Origin of the sequence: Acinetobacter soli (assembly GCF_000760595.1) — a bacterium.
Classification (GTDB): Bacteria; Pseudomonadota; Gammaproteobacteria; order Pseudomonadales; family Moraxellaceae; genus Acinetobacter; species Acinetobacter soli.
Genome location: NZ_BBNM01000006.1, coordinates 78,925 through 102,853, shown reverse-complemented (window position 1 = coordinate 102,853; position 23,929 = coordinate 78,925). Strand labels below are relative to the sequence as shown.

Here is a 23,929-nt window from a genome sequence, read left to right as displayed (position 1 = left end):
CATGAAAATTCATCGTCTCGGTTTAATGGGCGTACTACTGATCAGCAGCATGGTATATGCCGATCCATCAGGTTTAAAAGCATTGAGCAATCAGGAGCTAAGTCAGGTTCAGGGCCAAGGCGGGGCCGATTTAAGCCTATCTTTGTCACTCAATCAGGCCGTTCCGACAGGTAGCGGTTTGTCCAATACCTATGCCTGCGCCAATGGCGCAAATCAGTATTGTCGTTTAGCCTTGGCATTTAATAATCGTCAGGATCAAAACGGCAATTTATATTGGCTGGTCTTTAAAAAAATTCAGGGCACTTTGGCGATCGATAAGTTTCAGCTCGATGGCACAACGGTAACGGTGAATACCAATCAATATCGCTCTGCGCTCAAACTGACTTTTTTAGACGAATATCCGATCCAGATTCGTAATCTGGGTTTTGAGGCACTTTCGATTGAAACCGATACAGGAACAGCAGACAGCCAAAAAGGGTATTTAAGTACCTTTGTGCCGTCTACTTATACTGGTTTTGACCAAGGATTGGAGCGTGGTTTTGTGGGGGTGAACATCAATGCGAATCTGGCATTGTCAGGTTCAGTTAAGGTGTTTAGCTGTAACGGTTCAGCGACCTCACGGTGTTAAAGGGACAGATAAATGAATAAAAATAAAACGCGTTTAACTGTGCTGATGCTGAGTATTTTAACTGCACAATATACCGTTGCAATGGAAGCACTCTCAGATCAAAACCTCAGAGAGGTATCGGGTAAAGATGGCCTGACCGTGCAACTTCAAACCGATAAAGTCACAGCTAACCAGATTAACTGGAAAGACAATACCACGTTTGCAGATGGCAGTTCTGGCAACTTAAATTTGTCTTTAAATAATTTGGCGATTACACAACTGGGCAGTCAGGCTGTGGGCGGTACCATCAAATTCGATGTAGGTACAACCTCCACCAACAAAGCCGGAATTCGCCTCGAAGCTGCGCTCAATCCATCGCAAATACATATTGCCGATATCAAAGTTTGCTCCGATGTTGCCAATACAGCCAATTGCTCCGATGCCAGTAGTCAAAGCTTGGGGGCGCTGACGATTAAAGATCGGGACGGCACTAAATTTTTACTACAAACCGCGAATGGGCTGTTCAATGCGCAAGAGCTGGGCTATCTGGAATTTGGTCTGCAAAATGCCAATATTTTTTATAGTTTAAAAAATAGCGCTGCGGTGAACCAACTGGTTTTAAAAGATTTTAATTTTAATTTTAAAGGCTCGGGTTATATGTATCTCGATCCTGTCAAAGGCTTTGTGCTTTCAACCAACGCGCAAGGTACAACAGGTTCAACCAATCAGATCACGCTAGACCGTGTAGCCGATTTGGACAATGCAGGCAAAACCAAACCGGGTTTCAACGTCGACTTGCGTTATAAAGCCAATGTAGGCGCAGACCCAGCAGCGTATGCCGCGCAAAATGATGACAGCACAGTTAAACCGATTTTGCGTTTGGGGGCATCGGGTGCACTGCGTGATGCAGAGATTTCTGTCAATGCGGCACGACCAACTTTAGGTAGGGCACAAATTGGTGCTGCAACTGCCAGCTCAGATATGACCGGATCGACCGGCGTGCATGTGGCCATGAAAGCCAGTTTTACGCCAGATGTGAAAGACAGTAACGGACAAGTCACCGCACAGGGCACACGGCTTGAGCTCGGGGGCACCGGAAAAAACAGCTATGCCATCGAATTTGGGAACCTCACGCCGTTACAGATCCGTCAGGGCATTGCCACAGGTTCGAGCAATTTGGCACTGAATCAGAATTTGGCACAAATCAATTTTGGTGATTTATATATCAATGCCGTGAAAACCCAATCGATGGAATTTCAGATTAGTTCCACCATAGCGGCGCTGTTGGGGCGTCAGGCCGGGATTTATCGGCATAATCTGTATGAGTCAAGTGTCACATCGAATCCCAATATCTTAAGTTTGGCCATTCGGGGTATGGAGTTTCAAGCCATCGCGCGCAGTGCACGCTTTATTGCCGACAATAGCAACGACAGTGCCAATCAAATCAATAATCAAACCGCGACATGGGGCTTAGGTTTGCCCATTTATAACTTAAATGCAAACTTAGGCATCTATGGCACTACTTATGGCACAAATAAAGATAAGCAAGGCATTGGTTTTGGTTTAGCTTTATCTACTCAAGGGCGTAATACTGATGGTAGTAAAACCACATCGGTGATGTTGATTGATGGTGCTAAAAATGCGAACAGTGGTGAAGAAGTTAACTACTATGCTGGTTTGCGCAATATTGATTTGTTTCTAGATACCAACGGAAGTATTGGCTTTGAGCAAAATGGTATCGCGCTTGATTTAACGAAACTTATTATTGCCTTAAATGCCGAACTGGCTTTAGGTCAATTGCCGGGTAGCCGTTATAATATTGCCGCATGTAATACCAGTACATCGGTCGCTTGCTTTGTGCCTTCAAATAATTTTACCCAAAACTCAGATGTGCTTTTTGCAATTGGATTACGTCTGGATGGAACCGCCTCGTTAATGCTCATTCCGGGCGCCGCCTCAGATCTGACCTTAAAAGGAAATGTGAATTTACTGGCTTCAGCCAGTAACGAAAATCGCAATTACATCCATATTGTTGATCCAAGTACGAATGCGGCGCTGGGTCTAGATAAAATCTCGGGAAATTTAAATCTTAATACGAATCTGAAACTCACCAAAGATACGTTTGTGGTGGCCAATCAAGTGGATCTCAATCCATCTCAAACACCATCCCAAGTGCTCAAAGCCAATCTTAATTTTTATCCGACGGCTGCCTCCACAGGTCAGCAACTTGGACAAATGGTGATTACGGGCGGAACCATTCGTAGCAGTATTGGGATTACACCACGGTAATCAAGGAAGATCATGATGAAACAGCTAAAAGCCATCTTACTGACAGCCGCGGGACTATGTTTGACGCAGGCTGTATTTGCAGATCGTTTGACTTCTTTAGATGATCAGCAAATGTCTGAAGTCACCGGACAGGCATTGCTTAATTTAAACTATGTTGCACCTGGCGGATCTAACCCCAACGGAAACATGGGATTTTATCGATTGGGATTAGAAGCTCAACTTGAACTCAATGCCAATATTAAGAAATTGCAATTGGGCTGTGGTGGTGTAAAAGGAACTGGATGTGATATTGATATTGATAATATCGCACTGACCGGAATCACCAGCTCAACCGCGCAAGGGGCCGGAGTAGGGACAGACTTTAAACTCACCAATCCGTTTATTGAGTTTGCGATTCAAAATCCAGACTCTGCTGCCACACGAACCATTACAGGATTTCGTTTAGGGGCACTTTCGGCGCTGGGGATTATGAATATTGGCTCAAATGGTGACTTAACTACGCTTGCAGATGATACTGGAATCAACTCATTAAGCGGAGATATTGGTGTACGCGTAACCAATGCAAAAATTAATGATGTGAGAGCAACTGTTTTAGGACTCGGTTTATTAAGGGGATCTGCTACGATTGATTCATATTCTACTACACTTTTAAATAATCGTGACTCAACATTTAGTTTGACAAAAATGACGGCACAAGCTTCGCCAAGTTTATTAAACTTAAAATTAACCAATGTGAATATGAATGATATTCCCTATAGAACAGTACACCAGCTACTGGTGGCCGATACAGACTCCAATGGGAATTTGATTGCGACCAGTAATGCTTACATTTCCTCGCAAAGCAAGGATATATTCTGGCAAAATGTGAGTAATCAAACATGGGCGAGCAATGCGGCAAAGCAAGGCTGGTGGATTTCGATTCCACAAACTCAGTTCAATAACTTATCGATCGATCAAACAGTAAATATAAGCGTATTATCGGCTTTGCCAGGTGCACTTTTAGGAACACCTGTGAATTTGGCGCCTGTCGATTTGGGTCAAATGCCGATTAGTAACTGTTATGGAAATTTGAAGTTTTGTTAGTCAATTCATAAAAAAAGCAGGTATCAAACCTGCTTTTTTAATTTGAGTCGCTTATTTAAGTTTTGCCATGAGCTCGTCTTTGGTTAAGTTAACAGACTCAGCATCAGTACGGCCTTTGTATTCAAAAGTTCCTGCATCTAGGCCTTTTTCACCAATCACAATACGATGTGGAATACCGGTTAGCTCCAGATCAGAGAATTTCACGCCTGGACGCTCATTACGGTCATCAAGCAAAACATCATAGCCTTGCGCTTGCAATTCTGCATAAAGTGCTTCAGCAGCTTCAAGCGTTTTTGGTGATTTATGCGCATTCATCGGCACAATTGCAATCTCAAAAGGCGCAATTGCAGATGGCCAGATAATGCCTTTTTCATCGTAATTTTGCTCAATGGCAGAAGCCACAACACGAGTGACACCAATACCATAACAGCCCATGGTCACAACCAGTGGCTTACCGTCATCACCCAAAACCGTACAGTTCAGCGCTTCAGAATACTTCTGACCTAACTGGAAGATGTGCCCGACTTCAATACCACGTTTGATTTGTAGTACACCTTGACCATCTGGAGATGGATCACCATCCACGACATTACGAAGGTCATAAACCTCGGTATAAGTTGCATCACGCTCCCAGTTTACACCAGTGGCATGTTTGTCGACTTCGTTGGCACCAGCAATAAAATCTGACAGGACTGACGCTGCGCGATCGACAATCACGGTCAGGCCTTTTTCAAGCAATCCTTGTGGGCCGACATAACCTGCGGTCAAACCAAGTTGTTGTAATTGTGCCTCAGTTGCAAACGTCAGCGGTGCTGCAATAAGCGGATGATGCTCTGCCTTGATTTCGTTGAGTTCGTGATCGCCACGCAAAAATAGCGCGATCACAGGGACATCGCCTTTTTCATCGGCATTGCCTTGCACCAACAACGCTTTTACTGATTGTTTCGGATCAGCGTTTAAGAAGGCACAAACATCAGCAATGGTTTTCTGATTTGGTGTTTCTACAATGCTCAAGGCTTGAGTAGGAGCGGCACGCTCACCCACCAAAATCGCCTCTGCCTTTTCTACATTGGCTGCATAATCAGATTCGCTCGAAAATACGATATCGTCTTCACCGCTATCGGCAAGCACATGGAACTCATGCGAGCCTGAACCGCCAATCGAGCCTGTATCGGCCTGCACAGGGCGGAAATCTAAACCTAAACGGGTAAAGATACGACAGTAGGTATCGTACATGTTGTCGTAGGTTTCTTGCAATGAAGCTTGATCGACATGAAACGAGTACGCATCTTTCATGATAAATTCGCGTGAACGCATCACACCAAAGCGTGGACGAATTTCGTCACGGAATTTGGTCTGAATCTGATAAAAGTTCATTGGCAATTGCTTATAACTTTTCAGTTCAGTGCGAGCCAAGTCGGTAATGACTTCTTCATGAGTTGGCCCAAGTACAAAGGGATTATCATGACGATCGTTAAAACGTAAAAGCTCGGGGCCGTATTGCACATAACGGCCTGATTCTTCCCACAAGCCCGCAGGTTGAGTGACGGGCATAAAGACTTCAAGCGCGCCTGAACGATTCATTTCTTCACGCACAATCGCTTCTACTTTATTTAATACGCGTACGCCCATCGGCAACCAAGTATATAAACCTGAAGCCAATTTACGAATCATCCCGGCTCGAAGCATGAGCTGATGCGAAATCACTTCGGCATCGTTTGGGGTTTCTCTTAACGTTGCAAATAAAAAGCGGCTTGCGCGCATGGAAACAGTCCTAAAAATGGGCTCTTAAACAGAGCACGATAAAAACACCAGATTATAATAAAAAATGAGATGAAGATTTCATCTCATTTCGTAAAAAACAGATTATGACATTAATTTGCGGCTTTGGCGTAACAAGAAATTTTTCAAATCATCCAAATAGGTGAAAATCACGGGCACCACCACCAAGGTGAGTAGGGTCGAGGTGATCACGCCACCAATCACCGCATGCGCCATAGGAGCACTTTGTTCGCCGCCTTCACCCAATCCCAATGCCAGTGGCACCATACCCATCACCATCGCGCTCGTGGTCATTAAAATGGGACGCAAGCGCGTCTTGCCTGCCTGTAAAATTGCGTCAAAACGAGTTTCACCACGCTCCATGGCTTTTTTAATGAAATCAATCAGCAAGATCGCATTTTTGGTGACCAGCCCCATCAGCATAATGATTCCGATAATCGAAAACAGGTTTAAGGTACTGTTAAATAAAAACAGCGCAAGAAAGACCCCAATCAATGACAGTGGCAATGAGGCCATAATGGCCGCCGGATGGATAAAGCTGTTGAACTGCGAGCCGAGTACAATATAAATAAAAATAATCGACAAGCTAATTGCAGTCAGCGCATATCCTGCCGACTCGGCCATATCGGCATTGGCACCTTGCGTATCGAAGCTATAGCCGGCTGGCAATTTAAAGTTCTGTTGCAGTTGCTGGATATCTTTACCAATATCTCCCGATGGTCGTCCTGAGGTATTGGCCTCGACCAGTACTTCACGTGACAAGTCGCGGCGATTAATTTGTGCGGCACCGAGGGTTTGCTCAAACGAAGCAACAGATGCCAGTGGAATTAACACAGGCTGATTGTTGGCATCGGTTTTATTCGAGCTTAAATACAGATTTTCCAGATCGCTTGGACGTGCACGATTGGCTTCGGCCAGTCGTAAATTCACATCGTAAGTTTCACCGCGCTCATCTTCCCATGTGGTGACATTCTCACCTGCAATTAAGGGGCGCAGTGCGCTCGCGATCTGATTGACCGAAAGCCCTAAATCACTTGCCAGTACCCGATTGATCTGAATAGACAACGTTGGTTTAGGTGCTTTAAGTGAACTTTCCAGATCGACCACGCCATTGATTTTCTTCATTTCAACCATAAACCGATCTGAGATACGCTGTAACTCGTCCAGATCTGGGCCTTTAATTGAAATCATGATGGGCTTTTGTCCGCCCGAAACCGTCTCATCGGCAGAAGCCACGGAGGTCACGGTAATGCCTGCGACCGACTGTAAGCGTTTGCGAAAGATGTTGTTGATTTCGGTCAGGCTTTGCTGACGTTGCTGCCGTGGCGTCACCGTGACGCGAAGCGTCGCATGGTTTTTACCCCGATCGGTGACGCCATTAATCACGCCGTAGGTCGATTTTACAAAGCCAAACGTATTGACGATTTTTGTGACCTGATCCAGCTTGGCCTGTGTATATTCTAAAGAGGCATCGACAGGCGTTTCAAACTTAATTCGCACTTCACCTTTATCGGGCGTGGGTACAAATTCGGTACCAATCAGCTTGGATAAGCCCAGCGCTCCGACCAGAGAAACAATCGCGATCAGGAGGGTGATCAGACGAAAACGCAGTGCGAGCTTGAGAACACGCTCATAAACATGGGTAAGTTTATCGAGTTCTTTAGAAATCCAGTTAAAAAAGCGTTTGATTCGGCCTGGTGGGCGGTTACGCGGTTTTTCTTTCCAGTGCGCAGAGAGCATCGGATCGAGAGTAAAACTGACAAACATCGAGATCAGAACCGCGGTGCTGACCGTCACGCCAAATTGATAAAAGAAACGTCCGATAATACCGCCCATAAATGCCACAGGTAAAAACACGGCCACAATCGTGAGTGTGGTGGCCAGTACGGCCAGCCCAATTTCTTTTGTGCCATCTAATGCCGCGGTCACATGGTCTTTACCCATTTCGGCATGGCGTACAATATTTTCCCGAACCACAATGGCATCGTCAATCAGCAAGCCAATACATAAGGACAAGGCCAGCAAGGTCATCATGTTGATGCTAAAACCAAATGCCCAGATAAAGGTGAGGGTACCCAGTAAGGCAATCGGAAGTGTTAAACCTGTAATAACGGTGGAGCGAAAAGAACCTAAAAACAGCAATACAATCAAAACTGCCAGTAAGGCACCTTCGATGATGGTACGTGCAACGTCCTTAATTGAGGCGCGGATACTTTTTGACGTATCGACAACCACATGCAAACTTGCGCCTTTGGGAAGCTGTGCCTTGATTTTATCGAGCACTTTGTAAGTGTTGTCGACCACCTGAATCACGTTTGCATCTGAGCTTCTTAAAATATCTACCGAAACAGCAGTTTTACCGTTTTGAAAGGCGCCCGTTTCCAGCTCGGCCTGTGTGTCTTCAACCTCAGCAATTTGCTTTAAATAAATCGGTACGCCGTTTTTATTGGCGACCACCAAATTACCAAAGCCATAGGGCTGAATCACTTTGGACTGAATCTCAATGACCAGTTCCTGATTCGGCTGCTTTAAACTGCCGCCCGGAATTTCTACATTTTCATTTTTAAGGGTGTTGATGACCTGATCAATCCCAATCGCGTAGCTTTGCATTTTTTGCGGATTGACCACAATACGTACTTGGCGTTTGGCATCGCCCAGCAGACTGACTGTACCGACGCCCGGAATGGTACGTAACTGCGGTAAAATCCGCTGATCGATGTAAGAGCTAAAATCACGAAGTGACATTGAGTTGGTTTCAAAGACCACCGACATAATCGCGCTGCTGGCTGGGTCGTAGCGTTCGACCACCGGGTCTTCAATTTCGTCACGAAAATTAGCTTTTGCCACCGCAATTTTATCGCGCACATCTTGCGCTGCAACGCTCGATGCCACATCCAGATTGAACTCTGCCACAATCATGGATAATCCCTCACTCGATTGCGAGGTGATCTGTTTTAGGCCCGAAATGGTATTGATCTGGTCTTCAAGTTTTTTGGTAATTTCAGATTCAACGGCTTCAGGAGAGGCGCCGGGATAGTTGGTATATACCACCACAAACGGGAAATCGACATCGGGAAATTCTTCTACTCCCATTCGTTGCCACGAAGCCAGCCCTAATACCATCAGACTGAGCATCATCATAATGGTAAAGACGGGATATTTGACGCTGATTCGGGTTAACCACATAGACTCAATCCTGATGTTAATTGCCAGAAATGCGCACGGCCTTGTTGTCATCGCTATTTTCAAATGCGATTCGGCTCACGCGATCTCCCGGTTGTAATCCCTGAACGATGGCAACATCATCAGTGAAGCGTTTTTCTAAAAGTTTAATGGCCACTTTATGCAGCTTTTGCTGACGAACCACCCAGACATATGGCTGTTGATCCATACTCTGAATACTATTGAGTGGAATAATCTGCCCCGATATCTGATCCTGGCTATAAATAAAACCTTCTACAAATGCACCAATACTGAGTGAGCGAATCGGGCTGCTCGGTTGTGCAAAAAATTCGATTTGACGACTGACCTGATCGGCCACAGGCGAAATTCGGCTTAAACGTGCCTCTTGCACCGTGCGCTCACCTTGAATGTTAAAGCTTATTTTTTTCCCTACTGCCAATGCGGATTGTTGTTCGATCGGCAATTTTCCTTGAATTTCTAACTGAGCTGGATCGACAATTTCAAACAGCGTACTGCCCGCCGCAACGGTTTGACCTGGTTCTACTTGACGCTTGGTAATCACCCCGGAAAGCGGGCTGCGAATGGTGCCATCTAAATTGGCTTTTTCGGCGATATCGACATTGGCACGCTGTGCATTCACCGTCTCTAATTGTGCCTTGTAATCAACTTCACTTTGTTCGTATTCCACGCGTGAAATAAAACCTTGATCAAGCAGACGCTTTTTTCGTTGCATCAGATTTTTGGCCAAATCTGCTTGTGCCCGAGCCGACGCAAGATTGGCACGTGCTTGGGAAAGCCGTGCCGCATTGTCCTGATTGTCAAGACGCACCAATATCTGCCCTTTAGTCACCGACTGCCCGACATTCACATTGACCTGTCTGGCGGTTGCGGTCACTTGTGCCTGTACCGAACTTTGATTGACTGCCCGAATGGTTCCGATAAATGCCGTTTTCTGTTCGATTTGACCGGATTTGACCGCCACCAGATCGGCACCAATTAACTCAATTGCTGCGGTATTGGCTGATTGCTGTGAGCTTTCGGCGGCATCTTTTTGACTGCATGCTGCGACCATTAAACTCATACTGAGTATGGTCGCTTTCGAAAGAACCAGAAGGGTGCTACGCATGCAGTGTTATCCTTTAAATAATGTGATGGTTTGTCGACTTTGCCACCGATTATAACGGTTATTCCATTTTTTTTAAGCGTGCAATCACATCTGCATAATGGATTTGAGTGCTGTTATAGTTGTCTTGCATTTGCTTCAGCATCGCTTTGCTGGCGAGGATCTGTTGCTGGTTTTGTAACATGTGTTCGCGCACCGATACCGGTATGTTTTGCCCTTTTCTTATGTATTGATTTTCCTGATTTTTATACATCACTCGATCATTTTGTTGCTGTTTGAGCTGTTCTTGCTGAAATGCGATCTGTTTTTTGATGCTATTTAAAGATTCATCGCGTTTCATGGTGGCAATTTTACTGTTGCCATAGGCACGTTTGAGTTTGAGATCATATTGTTGTTGTCGTGCTTGTGATTCATATCTGGCTTGAGTTTTGGCGTCTCGGTCGCCATTCCATGCGGGCGTCTTCGCAATCACTTGCATATTTTGATCGAGCGACTCATATCCATAGCGAATATGTGCTGGCGTTACGTTGGCGCTGATATTGGCAGTGCCACGCGAATCATAATAGCGATACCATTTGGCATGAATCTCGCCTGCACATCCAAGCAGATAGAAGAACATGAGTAAAATGAATAACGTTACTTGTTTACCCAACTGAAAGGGCTGTCGCCGCACAGCAGGCGCAAATTCTATGGATTGAACCATGTGCTTCTCCCCAATAAAATTAGATTAATTTTTTTTGAATCATAATCTTGGTATATTAAGATGGATTTATACGCTGTAAATCCACGGGTTTTATCGTTTTAGTTTAGCGTAAATTGAGATAAATGAAAAAAAGATGTTCCAGTGGATGAATTGAAAACAAGACTTTAACTATGTAAAAATGCCATGACACTTGATAACAGATTAGTTTGCCTGAATTGGGCATTTGAAAAGGACGAATGAATGGAAGATGCATCCAAAGCAATTAAAATTATGGTGATTGATGATTCAAAAACCATTCGTCGTACTGCTGAAACGCTGCTGCAAAAAGAAGGCTATACCGTGGTCACGGCGACAGACGGCTTTGAAGCATTATCAAAAATAGCACAGACTAATCCCGATATTATTTTTGTGGATATTATGATGCCACGCCTAGATGGATATCAAACCTGTGCGCTGATTAAAAATTCACAAAATTACCAGCATATTCCCGTAATTATGCTTTCAAGTAAAGATGGATTATTTGATCAGGCCAAAGGGCGTATCGTGGGCTCCGATGAATACCTGATCAAGCCATTTAGTAAAGATGAATTGTTAAGCGCAATTCGTAATCATGTCAGTGTTTAATTCCAATAAATAAATTTGAGGTCATTATGGCGCGTATATTGATCGTTGATGATTCACCCACCGAGACGTATCGGTTTCGTGAAATATTGACCCGACACGGTTATCAAGTGCTTGAAGCCACCAATGGTGCAGATGGTGTGACGCTGGCTCAGGCCGAACAGCCGAATCTGGTGCTTATGGATGTAGTAATGCCGGGTGTGAATGGTTTTCAAGCCACCCGTCAGATCTGCCGTGGCGAAAGCACCAAGCATATTCCAGTGGTGATTGTGAGTACCAAAGATCAGGCCACAGACCGAATTTGGGGTAAGCGTCAGGGCGCCAAAGAGTATTTGACCAAACCCATTGATGAAAATCAGCTGATCGACGTGATTCAGCAATATATTCTGTCAGATTCATAACATGGCTCAGAGCAGCGATACACATTTGGCGGCATATACGCCAGATGATTTGAGTGTACAGCATGAGTCGATTGAGCAGGCAGAACGCTGGACAGGTATCGCATTTGAATTGATGGGGCATTATTTCGTTGCGCCATTAGGGGAAGTCACTGAAGTCATTCATCCACCAAGTTATACCCGTGTTCCCAATACACAGCCTTGGCTAAAAGGTTTGGCAAATATTCGCGGGCGATTGCTGGCCGTATCGAGTTTGTCTGAGTTTATTTCTAAACAGAATTATCAGGAACACACACAACATAAAGTGATGTGTATCAGCCACAATCAACATTATATCGGGCTGATTGTCGATCAGGTATTTGGTGTACAGCATTTTAATAAAACGCATTATTTTTCGCATCAGCATGATCTTGGCATGATGTTTCAGCCGTATTGTCGCGGCTATTTTCAACAGTATCAGCAGCGCTGGCATATTTTTTTATTGAGTCAATTATTAGGCAATCACGATTTTATGAATGCCTCGCAGCACCATTAAAAATAAATTTTAAACGGTGTTGTGATCATGAGGGGTGGGGATATGACGTGGATCGCAAGCGTCAAAAACAGACGTATTGAGTCAGATCACCACCGATGGAGTGGATGGTTTAAAGCAGATCATTTTTCCAATCGGTTTGAATCGCCGCAGCAGTTACAGCGTTTGCTCCTGCTTATGCTGTTGATGACGACGATTCTACTCGTTTCGAGCATTTTTCTGATTCAGCATGTGCAAAAACGGCATCATGTCGATCAAAAAATGGTGGTATTGACCATACTCAATCAGCAGTTTATGTCTGAATCACTGGAAATTTTACGTTCAGATTCACTGCAAAACCGTAAAAATTTAAGCGCGACGCATCAACAGTTTCAAAACGATCTCGCAGAGATTGCATCAGATACCTCGGCTTATCAGCGTGTCATGACCGATTGGCAGGCCTTGTCACACAGTATTGAGCGGATTCAAGCCGATCCTGATCTTGCCAGACAAGTTCAGTTTTTACATTTATCGATGCAGCTTTCGATGCCCGAAATACAATCGAATTATGCGCAGCTAATCGAGTTAATGCAGCATCAGCCTGCTCATATCGGGCATTTAAAACTGGCCCAGCAACAAGAGCAGAGCGCATCACAGCTTTTAAAATGGGGACATTCTCCCATTTTACCTGAGCAGGCCACACCGCAAACGGTGCATGATTTTATTGAAGATACCCAGCAGTTTAGAGCTGGCATTCTGCGACAGCTTCTTGGCGATCCCGTGCAGGGCTTAAATGCTGTGCAAGATCCGCTACAGCGAGCTTTGCTGCAAGATATTCAACTTGAATTTGATAGCGCATTACACCCTAAAATTGAGCGCGTTTTATTGCAACCTGATCAGGTGGAGCAGCTTTGGCAGGCTTATTGGCAGTTACCCAAACAATCTGAGCAATTATTACAGTCGCTGGATCACCTGGCAAAAAGTCAGAACAATATGTTTGCCATACTCTTGATCAGTGTGGTTGTGATTGCATTACTCGGATTGGCTTACGCGACTTGGCAGTTGATGCGTTTACCGATGCGAAAGGTTGCTGATACAGCACAGCAGTTCGAAAGTGCTTATGAAACCAGTCAGCATCAGCACGCAATCTTACGTTTACTCAATGAGATCAGTGATTTCGCCGAGGGTGATTTAAGGCGGCCAGCGACTGTTTCAGAGGATTTTACCGGTACAATTGCAGATGCCCTGAACATGATGTTGCAGCAGTACCGACATTTAATTGATTCGGTACAACGGTCTGTAACGGAGCTAGATCAGGCACGTCTCACCTTACTACACGCAGAACAGATCGCAACGCACCTTACGCATCACGCGCAACACAGCGGTCAAACAGAAACAACAGAAATGAGTGGTTGTGATGCCAAAGAGCAGCAGCTCGGATTGTATCTTCAGCAGTTGAATGCGATCATTAAAGAATTAGAGCTGGCAATTTCTGGTTACCAACTAGAGATGACCAAATAAAAAAGAATTGATTAAGGGGATGAAAACAGCGCATGAAGATTGGGGTTGCTGAGCACAGCATTCGGATATGGACACCGCATTAAATACGCGTCTGGCGGCGCTGACCTTGCCTGAAGATCAATATCTGGATCAGGATCAGGAGATTCTTGACGTTTTTATTGAAGAGCTCGAAGAGGTGTTTAGTGCATTGGAGCGCCTGATTCAGGCTTGGCATACGACGCCTGACGATCAAGCCTTGTTGCAAGAAATCTGTCGGCACTTTAATAATTTAAAAGGTACGGGCCGGATGGTGGGGGCCAATGCATCGAGTGAAATTGCATGGATGGTGGAGGAAACCCTGACACGAATTCTCAACTCAATTTTACCTACTACACTCCCGATTCAGCAGTATGTGGCTCAGGTTTATCGGCTTTATCGAGATGAACTGATTGAGGATTTTAAACAACGCCAGCCACATCGTGTCGATTTACGGCCCTACGCGTTTATTGGGTCACAGTTACAACTCAATCTCGAGATTGAACCTGCGCTGATGACTCTGCTCATGAGAGCATCTCAGACAGCTGATGAATTGGAACTCGCGCCAACTAACAGCGTCAAACTAAATGAATCTATTGTCATTTTTCTAGAAGAAATCTCGGTTTATGTTGCAGATATCCATCATTTTTTAGCAAACTCAGCCCCTTCGGATGATGACTTTAACCGACTGTTACGTGCCTTGCATACCATACGTGGTAGCTCATCCATGGCCTGTATCGATGCGATTTTTGATGCCAGTACAGCACTTGAAAGCACAATCAAGCAGAGATTACTCCAGCATGGAGCACTACTCTCTACCGAGCAGGCTTTGCTTGGGCAGTATCTGGAATTTATTACACAGGCGGTGCACAACATTCAGCATGGCTTAGAGGCCAAGACGCTTCAACCACTACTGGATATCTTTTTAGATCAGTATCAGCTTTATCAGCATCAGCTCGAATCGACTGCTGCACATGAGTTACAGCTTAATGGCGGTGTGGTAGCGGCCTTACTCGCACTTGAAATTGATGATTTGCTCGATGCCGAATTTGAGTTTCAAGATCGTATACGGCACCAGTCGGTCGATTATATTGTGATTTTACAGGAACAGGCCGCAAGCCTATACGCTGCGACCGATACAGACCGAACACGTGTTTTGCATATTTTTACCCAGCATTTGCAATCGGTTTATCAAGAACTCATCGGAATCACGAGTAGTGATTTTCCTCAAAGCCTATATGATGCATTCCAGCCAGTGCATACCGCATTTGTGGGGCTGTTTGATAGTTTGGCTGCGGCACAGCACATTAGTTCTTTTACACCGTATCAGGTGCTGTTTGATCAGCTCAATCGAGAAATCAAGCCATTTAAACCGCTTGATTTGGAAGAATTTGCTTCTCAAAGTGTAACGACTCAACATAGTGACATCAGTACCGATTCAGTACTTAATCTCGACATGCGACTGATGTCTTATTTGGCAGAAGATCGTCAGCTTGTGCTGGCACAGCCGTTACAGGTCGATGACAGTTTGCTGGAAATTTTCCTTGAAGAGAGTGAAGAACTACTGGCAGGCGTCGAAACCGAGCTGACGCTCTGGGCCGAAGCGCCATATAATTTAGATATCTTGCAACATCTGATCCGGTTTTTGCACACCTTAAAAGGGGGTGCCAATATGGTTCAGCTAAATCAGATCGGTTTAATTGCACATGAGCTGGAATCGATTTATCAACGTCTGATCTATCAGCAATTAGATGTTTCATTCGAACTGATCAAGATCATTCGAATTGTGCATGATGATCTGGCCGAACGGATTCAAAACCTGTATCAGCATGCAGTAGAGTTTCCGGTAAGTCATGTCTTGGATGTGCTTCAACATATCGAAGACTGGTTGCCGGCCGCATTCGCTGAAGCGGATTTTACTCAAAACCAAGTAATCGAGCAGGCTGGGTTAAAGCTTGACGATCAGATGAGCTTGGGTGAAGTACTGGCGTTCAATTCAGTACCCGCCGCCTCTGAGACTTTTCCGCAAACCTTGGTCGAAAAAATGTTTGTGGATGAAGCACAAGATTTGCTTTCACAGGCCGAACTCAATCTTCAGCAATGGATCAAGGAGCGTCATCAGCGTCATTTGCTGTTGGAGCTACAACGTATTTTTCATCGCTTAACGCGCAGTGCACGGCTGCTCGAACTCAAATATGTCATGGACATTACCACGCGACTTGAGATTACCTTTGAGCGGATGAATCTGCACAATTCTAAAACGAGCAGCTACGATCCATTACTTCTCAACGCCGTACAGTGGTTGAGACTGGCAATTTTTGATACGCGTTACGATCATTATCACGAACTTAAGCATCAACTTGAGCAGTTAGAGCTGACCCAACCTTTGTTTCCGGTACAGTTTGAACAGATCGCTGCATCATTGTCCGAATCGGGTGCGGTTAGTCCGGGTGACGGCACAGAGCCGCCGTCTATGCATGGTGAGTGGGACACTTCCATTGCGGTTGATGAAAGCAATGAAATGATCCGTGTTTCGGCAGATCTGATTGACAAAATGATTGATCAGTCTGGTGAAAACGCCATCAATCGCTCCCGAATTCAGATGGATATTGCGCAGGTCGATACCGTTTTGGGTGAAATGGAACTGGCGATTCAGCGTTTATCGCGTCAGCTTAAACATCTGGATCGGGTGTTAGATACACAATCTTTACAACAACTTTCTGGTGAACATACCGCCACGCTTGAGCCAGAGCAATATTCAAATTTTTATCATTTAAGTAAATCCTTGGCAGAATCGGCATCGGATTTACTCGATTTTCGTACCAGTTTGACCGAAAAAATTCGAGATACCGAAAGTTTACTGCTCCAGCAATCGCGAATTCAGGCCGATCTGCAAGAAAATCTGATTCGTACTCGCCTGGTTCCGTTTTCGCATCTTTTACCACGCTTACAACGCACCGTCCGACAAACTGCTCTGGCGCTGAATCGACCAACTCAACTGCTGGTTCACAATACAGAAGGCGAGTTAGATCGGAGTATTCTAGAGCGTTTGGTCGTACCGCTCGAACATATGCTCCGCAATGCCATCGATCATGGTATTGAAGATCAGCAAACACGATTGAGCCAAGGTAAACCATCAATCGGGACCATTGAGCTTTCTATCCGCCGTCATGGTACTGATGTGGTCTTGCAGTTAAAAGATGATGGTCGAGGCATGGACAGCAATGCAATTGCAAACAAGGCGCAGCAACTGGGCTATTTAGACCATTTTCATACTTTAGATGACGATCAAATCTTCCAGTATATCTTTTACCCGGGGTTTTCAACGGCGTCTGCAATTACCCATATTTCAGGGCGTGGTGTTGGCCTCGATATTGTGCATAACGAAATCAAGGCACTTGGAGGTAAAATCACCGTGACTGCCCAAGCGGGTATGGGAACCACATTTAGCCTGCGTGTGCCCACCACAGTAGCGGTCAGTGACGCGCTGATGGTCAAGGTGCTTGATCAGCAATATGCCTTACCACTGGGTAAAATTGAGCGTATTGTGCGCTTATCGCCGCTGATTTTGGAACAATACTTTAATAGCCAGCAAGATCGTTTTGAGCTTGATAATACCCGCTACAAATTACGTTATCTGGGTGAATTTGTAAGTAATGTGGTCGAGCCAGACTGGTCAACCATTACTGGTGAGCTGGAGGTGTTGCTGATTCATTCCAGCACAGGGCCGCAGGTGGCGTTGCTGGTTGATCAGGTGGTCGGATCACGTGGTCAGATTGTGGTGAAACCAATCGGGCAACAGTTTAGTCAGGTTAAAGTGGTGGCGGGCGCATCGATTTTAGGCGATGGGCAAGTCTGTTTGATCTTAGATCCGATTACCATTGCAGAACAAGTCGATCAACAGCCACGACAATATCGCCACGATACCGACCACGAGCGCGCTATACGTGAAGAGCGAGCCATGATCATGGTGGTTGATGATTCAGTGACGGTTCGAAAGGTCACATCACGTTTACTCGAACGCCAAGGGTACGATGTAGTAACAGCCAAAGATGGCCAAGATGCGCTAGAGAAGCTGGAGCACATTCGTCCAGATGTCATTTTACTCGACGTTGAGATGCCGCGAATGGATGGGTTCGAATTTACCCGTCGTTTACGTCAGCACAATTTACTGCAAGCTTTACCGATTATCATGATCAGCTCACGTACGGGCGAAAAATACCGCGAGATGGCACAGCAGCTTGAGGTGAACGATTATCTGGGCAAACCTTTTCAAGAGGAACAACTGCTCGCCAAAATCCAGATGCTGCTGATGCAAGCAACTAGGCAAACCGTTTTATGATCATGGCTGAAATGAAAAAGGGCTCCGAAGAGCCCTTAAATATTAAGTCAATAAATTTTCAAGAATCTGCTCATAAATCTCGGCCAAAGGCTCCAGATCGGCGACATTGACGTGTTCGTTGATTTGATGAATAGATGCATTTAAAACACCCAGCTCAAGTACTTGCGCGCCAGTCGGTGCAATAAAACGGCCATCAGATGTACCGCCGCTGGTCGAAAGTTTGGCATCGACACCGGTAACATTTTTAATGGCAGTGGTCGCGGCATTCACCAATTCACCAACAGGAGTCAAAAATGGTAATCCTGAGTGTGTCCATGAAATATCATACTCAAGGCCATGACGCTGTAAAATTTCCAGTACACGTTCTTTAAGCTGTTCGGCAGTCACTTCAGTCGAATAACGGAAATTAAAGGTAACAGCCATCGTACCGGGCACCACATTGGTCGCACCAGTTCCCGCATGAATATTTGAAATCTGAAAAGATGTTGCCGGAAAATATTCGTTACCGTGATCCCACACAGTCTCACAAAGTTCGTGAAGGGCAGCAGAGGCGAGATGAATCGGATTACGTGCGAGGTGAGGATAGGCCACATGACCTTGTTTGCCTTTCACTGTCAGAACGGCATTCAATGAGCCACGACGGCCATTTTTAATAATGTCACCTAACTGGCTGGTACTCGATGGTTCACCCACTAGGCACCACGTCATTTTTTCGTTACGTGCTTCGAGAGTTTCAACCACTTTTACCGTACCGTTAATTGATGGGCCTTCTTCATCAGACGTAATCAAAAACGCAATAGAGCCCTTGTGATCTGGATGTTTTTTTACAAAGCGTTCAGAGGCCACCACCATGGCTGCTAGTGCGGTCTTCATATCGGCAGCACCGCGCCCATATAAAATACCGTCGCGAATTTCAGGTTGAAACGGATCGCTGTTCCATGCCTCAAGGTTACCTGTAGGAACCACATCGGTATGGCCAGCAAAACAGAACACAGGATCTTGAGTACCGCGGCGCGCCCATAAATTGTCGACTTCGCCAAAGCGCATGTTTTCAATATGAAAGCCAACGTGCGCAAGACGTTTGGCCATCAGCGCCTGACAATCATAATCTTCAGGAGTCACAGAGGGGCGGCGAAGTAAATCTAAACTGAGTTCGAGAGTATCGGAAGGGTTCATACCAAAATTTGAGTCTGGAAAAATCTAACTCAATATCATAGGTCAAACATCAACTAATGGGTATGCTCAAATAAAAAAACCTTATCAAAAAGATAAGGTTTTTTTGCTTCAAATAAAATTAGATTTTATTTTGAGTTTTTTGCGCAGTGTTGGTTACCGCATCACCAGCGCTTGATACATCTTTTCCGAACCCCTTAAAGGTGTTACAGCCAGTTAAAACAAAAGCAACCATAATTGACGCAGCTAAGATTTTTTTCATCATCTGTCTCCACTTTAGATTTAATTCTGATGTAACTAGAGATTAAAAACTAAACGTCTAAAAGAACATTACTTTTTGATAGTAGAAACGTTAATAAATGTTTCAAAGAAGAATTATTCTTAAGAATTATTATTTTATTCAAACATGCCGGGCACCCAAGGCACGGCTGGCGCCTGACGAAACATATAGCAATCTGCCGGATTTTGTGTATTCACATAAAGTCCATTGCTCCACCATAAAGCAGGTGTGGTTGAGCCATGTAGTTGTGGACACATCCATTCATGACGTGTCAGCCGACGAAAATCAGCTTGAGTCTGAAAGCCCCAGTATCCAATGCGCCTATGCGAATTTAGCCACTTAGGGAGCTTGGGGTGTTGCATGTGTTGTGGACTATATAACTGACCTTTGAGTACGGCAAAGCGCTGATCAATGCGATGACCCAGCGCCTCCTCAAATTGAAATTGGCGTTCAGTGAAATAAGCTAGTTTTTTCAATAAGGTATCTTCACGGTTCAGACCATACCAATAAGGCAAGCTTAAATCTTTTTCACCTAAATAGTATTTGAGTGCAACTTCCCAGTGTTCAATACGTTGCTCAGTCGTGTTATAGACCAGAAAATCCAGCTCACCTATGGTTTGCGTGCCCTTCATTTTTTGAATGCTGTGTCCGATGAGTTTATATGCGTGATATTCAGTATCGAGCAACCAAAACCAGAGCATATATTCAAAACGCAGCCCAATACGGGTACTGCGCAACTGACCTAAAAACTCCAATAACGGACTAGGATTTTGATCTAGCGCTTTTAAACGTTGCACATAATGGTCGTACTGTTGTAACCAAAAGGACGTGCTATGCAGCTCAAAGGGCGTTTCTAAACGCAGTTCTTCGGGCACCTGCGAGATAATATTTGGACTCGCCAACGTAAAGGCAAGATGACGTACACAATCGTGTTTGAACTGAAACCAAGGTTCATGTTGATTCAAACATGAAGAAAAATAAGTCATTTATAAATCCTGACGTCATCACTTGAATTATAATACTCGTGAGCACAGCTTAATAAAACCTGTCCATATATTTTTGGCCAATTGACTCCGCAGTGGCAAGGTACTCACAGAGACACGATTTTGCAGAGCAGGATTGCAACAATGAAGACACTATTCTGGCGTACCTTAGTGGTGATATTTATCATACTTGGTATTATTGGTGCAATTTTACCGGGTATGCCCACCACTGTATTTCTTATCTTGGCGGCCTGGGCTGCATCTAAAGGCTGGCCAGAAATGGATGCTTGGTTGCTAAATCATCCTAAATATGGTCCCACATTGCGCGACTGGCGTGCTCACGGCACAGTTCCCCGTAAGGCCAAATGGATTGCTTCCATCATGATGCTGATCAGTGGCATTCTGATGCTATTTACCAACGCACCGCTTTGGGTCAAAATTTTCACCGATAGCATTATGTTGATTGTTGCGATTTGGTTATGGTTAAGACCTGAACCCACTTCAGCAGCGTTAAACTCTAAAGTCCACTCTGCATCCACAGAAAATGATCATGTTTAATTTGAATACCGCCGATATTGTGGTTGATCTGGCATCACAAACCCTCTATTTACCCAAACAGCATAAGACTTATCCGATCTCCAGTGGAAAAAATGGGATTGGAGAACAGGAAAATAGTGGCAAGACTCCTCGTGGATGGCATCGGATTGCAGAAAAATTTGGTCATACTGCACCAATCAATGCCGTTTTTATTGCACGGCAGCCTACCGGAGAGGTGTACAGCGATACACTTGCCGCCGAACATCCAGATCGTGACTGGATTTTAAGTCGCATTTTATGGCTCGATGGGCTAGAAGAGGGTTTTAACCGAGGTGAAGGCTGTGATTCTAAGCAGCGTTATATCTATATCCACGGTACACCAGATACGCAGCCCATGGGGATTCCGATGTCGCATGGCTGTATTCGAATGCGAAATACAGATCTGATTGAGCTATTCGAAGTCATTCCTGAGCAGGCGCTGGTGTATATTTCAGAAATAAAAGTGGAAATGTCGTAATATTTTTTTAGGGTTCATCTGTATGATTTTGCATGTAATGTTTAAATAAAATACAGAATTTGCTGGTTTTTTAGCAAAACAACCTATTTTTTAATCACTCGATAGAGTTTTTTAAAAAAGTCGGTGAAAAGCGTTTGACACTCTGTGAAGTTTCTCTATAATGCACCTCACAAACGATGAAGACGTTGAAGGGCGCTTAGCTCAGTTGGTAGAGCGTCTGCCTTACAAGCAGAATGTCGGCGGTTCGATCCCGTCAGCGCCCACCAAGCTCTTCATGTTAAGACTCAAGTGCAGCGGTAGTTCAGTTGGTTAGAATACCGGCCTGTCACGCCGGGGGTCGCGGGTTCGAGCCCCGTCCGCTGCGCCACTTAAGTTTTAATCATCGTTTGCCACAAAAGTGACTTTGTTGAAGTGCAGCGGTAGTTCAGTTGGTTAGAATACCGGCCTGTCACGCCGGGGGTCGCGGGTTCGAGCCCCGTCCGCTGCGCCACTTTAAACAAGACACCTTTGCGGGCGCTTAGCTCAGTTGGTAGAGCGTCTGCCTTACAAGCAGAATGTCGGCGGTTCGATCCCGTCAGCGCCCACCAAGTTTAGTGACCATATATCTCGTATGAGATAATGTAGTGCAGCGGTAGTTCAGTTGGTTAGAATACCGGCCTGTCACGCCGGGGGTCGCGGGTTCGAGCCCCGTCCGCTGCGCCATTTCCTTGATTCCCTGATCAAGAAAATGTATGATTCAAGGACTGCATCACGCAGCACTTGAAAAGTTAAAAATTGAGTCCTTCAGTTTTTATCTCTCAGGGCGCTTAGCTCAGTTGGTAGAGCGTCTGCCTTACAAGCAGAATGTCGGCGGTTCGATCCCGTCAGCGCCCACCATAATTTCTCATCTCCTTATTGCGTCATCTATAAATTTTTCATAAAATTCAAGTAGATCTTTTTTCTGTTACTGATGAATTTTCATGAGAAATCCGTACCAACGCAAAGCTGCATCAGTGACTTCCGAGCACACCACATTACAACCAAAAGAACTTTATAAGCAGTTTATCGAAAGCATTGTGGCGCAGCGTCAATTAATGGCATTGTACGATGATGGCTGGGCCCTGTGCGGCACTCCAAACGGTCAGCAAGCGTTTGCGATATGGCAAAATAAGGGGCTAGCACAGCTCATGATTAAAGGGGCTTGGGAAAGTTATCAAACCCGTGAAATTCCTTTATTGAATTTTGTACAAGAAATTATTCCGTATTTACGTGAAAAAAATACACTGTTGTCCTTAAATCTTACACCCGAAGGTCAAAATATTCTGGTGCGCCCTGAAGCCATGCTGCTCGATATCAAAAACTACTTGTATCAGTTGTACGTGCAGCAGCCTCAATTATTTGAAGATATTAAGTTGCCAAAACCTCGAACGATCCGTTTAAATTAGTACTCGCGTAAAATCCAGCCACTAATAAAGGCGAAGTATTCGCGTAGCCATGTGTTATAGCGGCTCAAAAGGGGAGTGGGCGCACTGAGCATGATTGGTTGTTGATAGCCTTGTTTATGTGCAATGGCCTTTGAACGCAAGATATGAAAATCGCTGGTTGTCAGTACAATAGGATCTTGCAAAGAAATATGTTGCTGCTCAAGAATAGGCCGACTGTTTTTAAGATTGAGTTCGGTACTGGTACTTCGATTTTCAAGTGCGACTGGATTCTTCAGCATCGGATATTTGCGCTGTAAATACTGAGCCATTACTTCGGCTTCGGTTTTTTGCTCACGTGCATCTAGTCCGCCACTTAAAATGATCAATGCTTGAGGATGGTGTTGAGCATAGTATGCCGCACTGTTCAGGCGTTCGGCTAAAATGGCCGATGGCTGTCCATTTTCGACGCCACTCCCCAGTACAATGATGGCACGGGGTGTAGAGATTTGAGGTGTGCTAAAAGATTGTAGGCTCAAAAAAATAAAAAAAATGATCACGCTGGCCAGCCATAGCCAAAATGCAGTCCAGCCCAAATAGATCCAGCGTAAAACACGTGGACGATGTGCAAATTTTTTTAATAAAGTAGGGCCATACAGGCTGCTTAGCGTTAAAAAGATACCAGTAGCACAGGTGACTTGTACACCAAAATGACTTTTATTTAGTGCAATCAGCGCTAATCCGTCTATAAGTAAAATCAAACCTAAACCGAGTACCAATACACGCCCCAGCGTATATGGATGGTTGGCTAAAGTCACATGCTGCATAATCAAGCCAAAGTCAAATATAAAAGATCGGCTC

19 protein-coding genes and 6 tRNA genes are annotated in these 23,929 nt (G+C 44.9%); 17 read left to right on the top strand and 8 right to left on the bottom strand.

Annotated elements, in window-relative coordinates:
- The first annotated feature begins 1 nt into the window (after nucleotide 1).
- Genes Aso01_RS08975 through Aso01_RS08965 form a run of 3 tightly spaced genes read left to right on the top strand, consistent with a single transcriptional unit; the run spans nucleotide 2 to nucleotide 3,979 of the window.
- Entirely contained in the window at nucleotides 2–628 is a 627-nt protein-coding gene (locus tag Aso01_RS08975) for a hypothetical protein (RefSeq protein WP_004935152.1), read from the top strand.
- Nucleotides 629–640: 12 nt separating this feature from the next.
- Nucleotides 641–2,896 carry a DUF6160 family protein gene (locus Aso01_RS08970; RefSeq protein ID WP_004935155.1) on the top strand — a complete coding sequence of 752 codons (2,256 nt, stop codon included), beginning with the start codon at nucleotides 641–643 and terminating at the stop codon, nucleotides 2,894–2,896.
- Nucleotides 2,897–2,911: 15 nt separating this feature from the next.
- A complete protein-coding gene (locus tag Aso01_RS08965) occupies nucleotides 2,912–3,979 on the top strand; it encodes a hypothetical protein (protein WP_081401048.1) in 1,068 nt (355 codons plus the stop codon).
- Nucleotides 3,980–4,030: 51 nt separating this feature from the next.
- Here Aso01_RS08965 and Aso01_RS08960 read toward each other — a convergent pair whose 3' ends face one another.
- The 4 genes from Aso01_RS08960 to Aso01_RS08945 all read right to left on the bottom strand — a co-directional run bounded on the left by Aso01_RS08960 (nucleotide 4,031) and on the right by Aso01_RS08945 (nucleotide 10,686).
- On the bottom strand, nucleotides 4,031–5,743 hold the full coding sequence (locus tag Aso01_RS08960; protein WP_004935161.1) for a proline--tRNA ligase: 1,713 nt from the start codon (nucleotides 5,741–5,743) through the stop codon (nucleotides 4,031–4,033).
- A gap of 102 nt (nucleotides 5,744–5,845) precedes the next feature.
- Nucleotides 5,846–8,947: an efflux RND transporter permease subunit gene (locus Aso01_RS08955; protein ID WP_004935165.1), complete on the bottom strand. Its 3,102-nt coding sequence runs from the start codon at nucleotides 8,945–8,947 to the stop codon at nucleotides 5,846–5,848.
- A gap of 16 nt (nucleotides 8,948–8,963) precedes the next feature.
- Nucleotides 8,964–10,070 (bottom strand): efflux RND transporter periplasmic adaptor subunit, encoded by a 1,107-nt coding sequence (locus tag Aso01_RS08950; RefSeq protein ID WP_004935169.1) that lies wholly within the window; start codon nucleotides 10,068–10,070, stop codon nucleotides 8,964–8,966.
- A gap of 58 nt (nucleotides 10,071–10,128) precedes the next feature.
- A complete protein-coding gene (locus Aso01_RS08945) occupies nucleotides 10,129–10,686 on the bottom strand; it encodes a hypothetical protein (RefSeq protein WP_370685103.1) in 558 nt (185 codons plus the stop codon).
- Nucleotides 10,687–11,010: 324 nt separating this feature from the next.
- Here Aso01_RS08945 and pilG point away from each other — a divergent pair, with 324 nt between their 5' ends.
- The 5 genes from pilG (at nucleotide 11,011) to Aso01_RS08920 (ending at nucleotide 18,178) form a co-directional block, all read left to right on the top strand.
- Entirely contained in the window at nucleotides 11,011–11,394 is a 384-nt protein-coding gene (gene pilG / locus Aso01_RS08940) for a twitching motility response regulator PilG (protein WP_004935175.1), read from the top strand.
- 26 nt (nucleotides 11,395–11,420) lie between these two features.
- On the top strand, nucleotides 11,421–11,792 hold the full coding sequence (locus Aso01_RS08935) for a response regulator (protein ID WP_004935180.1): 372 nt from the start codon (nucleotides 11,421–11,423) through the stop codon (nucleotides 11,790–11,792).
- 1 nt (nucleotide 11,793) lies between these two features.
- Nucleotides 11,794–12,324 carry a chemotaxis protein CheW gene (locus Aso01_RS08930; protein WP_004935181.1) on the top strand — a complete coding sequence of 177 codons (531 nt, stop codon included), beginning with the start codon at nucleotides 11,794–11,796 and terminating at the stop codon, nucleotides 12,322–12,324.
- Nucleotides 12,325–12,366: 42 nt separating this feature from the next.
- Nucleotides 12,367–13,821, top strand: coding sequence for a hypothetical protein (locus tag Aso01_RS08925; protein ID WP_004935184.1), 1,455 nt, complete (start codon nucleotides 12,367–12,369; stop codon nucleotides 13,819–13,821).
- A gap of 67 nt (nucleotides 13,822–13,888) precedes the next feature.
- Nucleotides 13,889–18,178: a hybrid sensor histidine kinase/response regulator gene (locus tag Aso01_RS08920; protein WP_004935189.1), complete on the top strand. Its 4,290-nt coding sequence runs from the start codon at nucleotides 13,889–13,891 to the stop codon at nucleotides 18,176–18,178.
- Nucleotides 18,179–18,220: 42 nt separating this feature from the next.
- Here Aso01_RS08920 and dapE read toward each other — a convergent pair whose 3' ends face one another.
- The 3 genes from dapE to Aso01_RS08905 form a co-directional block, all read right to left on the bottom strand.
- Nucleotides 18,221–19,354, bottom strand: coding sequence for a succinyl-diaminopimelate desuccinylase (gene dapE, locus Aso01_RS08915; protein ID WP_004935190.1), 1,134 nt, complete (start codon nucleotides 19,352–19,354; stop codon nucleotides 18,221–18,223).
- Nucleotides 19,355–19,472: 118 nt separating this feature from the next.
- Nucleotides 19,473–19,616: an entericidin A/B family lipoprotein gene (locus tag Aso01_RS08910; protein ID WP_088459345.1), complete on the bottom strand. Its 144-nt coding sequence runs from the start codon at nucleotides 19,614–19,616 to the stop codon at nucleotides 19,473–19,475.
- 131 nt (nucleotides 19,617–19,747) lie between these two features.
- Nucleotides 19,748–20,617 carry a DUF1853 family protein gene (locus Aso01_RS08905; RefSeq protein ID WP_004935195.1) on the bottom strand — a complete coding sequence of 290 codons (870 nt, stop codon included), beginning with the start codon at nucleotides 20,615–20,617 and terminating at the stop codon, nucleotides 19,748–19,750.
- A gap of 141 nt (nucleotides 20,618–20,758) precedes the next feature.
- Between Aso01_RS08905 and Aso01_RS08900 the strand changes: the two genes are divergently transcribed.
- The 9 genes from Aso01_RS08900 to Aso01_RS08860 all read left to right on the top strand — a co-directional run bounded on the left by Aso01_RS08900 (nucleotide 20,759) and on the right by Aso01_RS08860 (nucleotide 23,092).
- Entirely contained in the window at nucleotides 20,759–21,172 is a 414-nt protein-coding gene (locus Aso01_RS08900) for a YbaN family protein (RefSeq protein ID WP_004935198.1), read from the top strand.
- Nucleotides 21,159–21,668: a cell wall-recycling L,D-carboxypeptidase ElsL gene (elsL, locus tag Aso01_RS08895; RefSeq protein WP_039909836.1), complete on the top strand. Its 510-nt coding sequence runs from the start codon at nucleotides 21,159–21,161 to the stop codon at nucleotides 21,666–21,668. Before Aso01_RS08900 ends, elsL begins: the two co-directional genes overlap by 14 nt.
- A gap of 190 nt (nucleotides 21,669–21,858) precedes the next feature.
- Nucleotides 21,859–21,934: transfer RNA gene (locus Aso01_RS08890), tRNA-Val, on the top strand.
- A gap of 24 nt (nucleotides 21,935–21,958) precedes the next feature.
- Nucleotides 21,959–22,035, top strand: a tRNA-Asp gene (locus tag Aso01_RS08885).
- Nucleotides 22,036–22,081: 46 nt separating this feature from the next.
- A tRNA-Asp gene (locus tag Aso01_RS08880) sits at nucleotides 22,082–22,158 on the top strand.
- A gap of 21 nt (nucleotides 22,159–22,179) precedes the next feature.
- Nucleotides 22,180–22,255, top strand: a tRNA-Val gene (locus Aso01_RS08875).
- A gap of 38 nt (nucleotides 22,256–22,293) precedes the next feature.
- Nucleotides 22,294–22,370: transfer RNA gene (locus tag Aso01_RS08870), tRNA-Asp, on the top strand.
- A 98-nt stretch (nucleotides 22,371–22,468) separates the two neighbouring features.
- A tRNA-Val gene (locus tag Aso01_RS08865) sits at nucleotides 22,469–22,544 on the top strand.
- A gap of 83 nt (nucleotides 22,545–22,627) precedes the next feature.
- On the top strand, nucleotides 22,628–23,092 hold the full coding sequence (locus Aso01_RS08860) for a DUF2750 domain-containing protein (RefSeq protein ID WP_004935204.1): 465 nt from the start codon (nucleotides 22,628–22,630) through the stop codon (nucleotides 23,090–23,092).
- Here the strand turns inward: Aso01_RS08860 and Aso01_RS08855 are convergent.
- Entirely contained in the window at nucleotides 23,089–23,895 is an 807-nt protein-coding gene (locus Aso01_RS08855) for a YdcF family protein (RefSeq protein WP_042065369.1), read from the bottom strand. The genes Aso01_RS08860 and Aso01_RS08855 overlap by 4 nt on opposite strands.
- Nucleotides 23,896–23,929 lie beyond the last annotated feature (34 nt).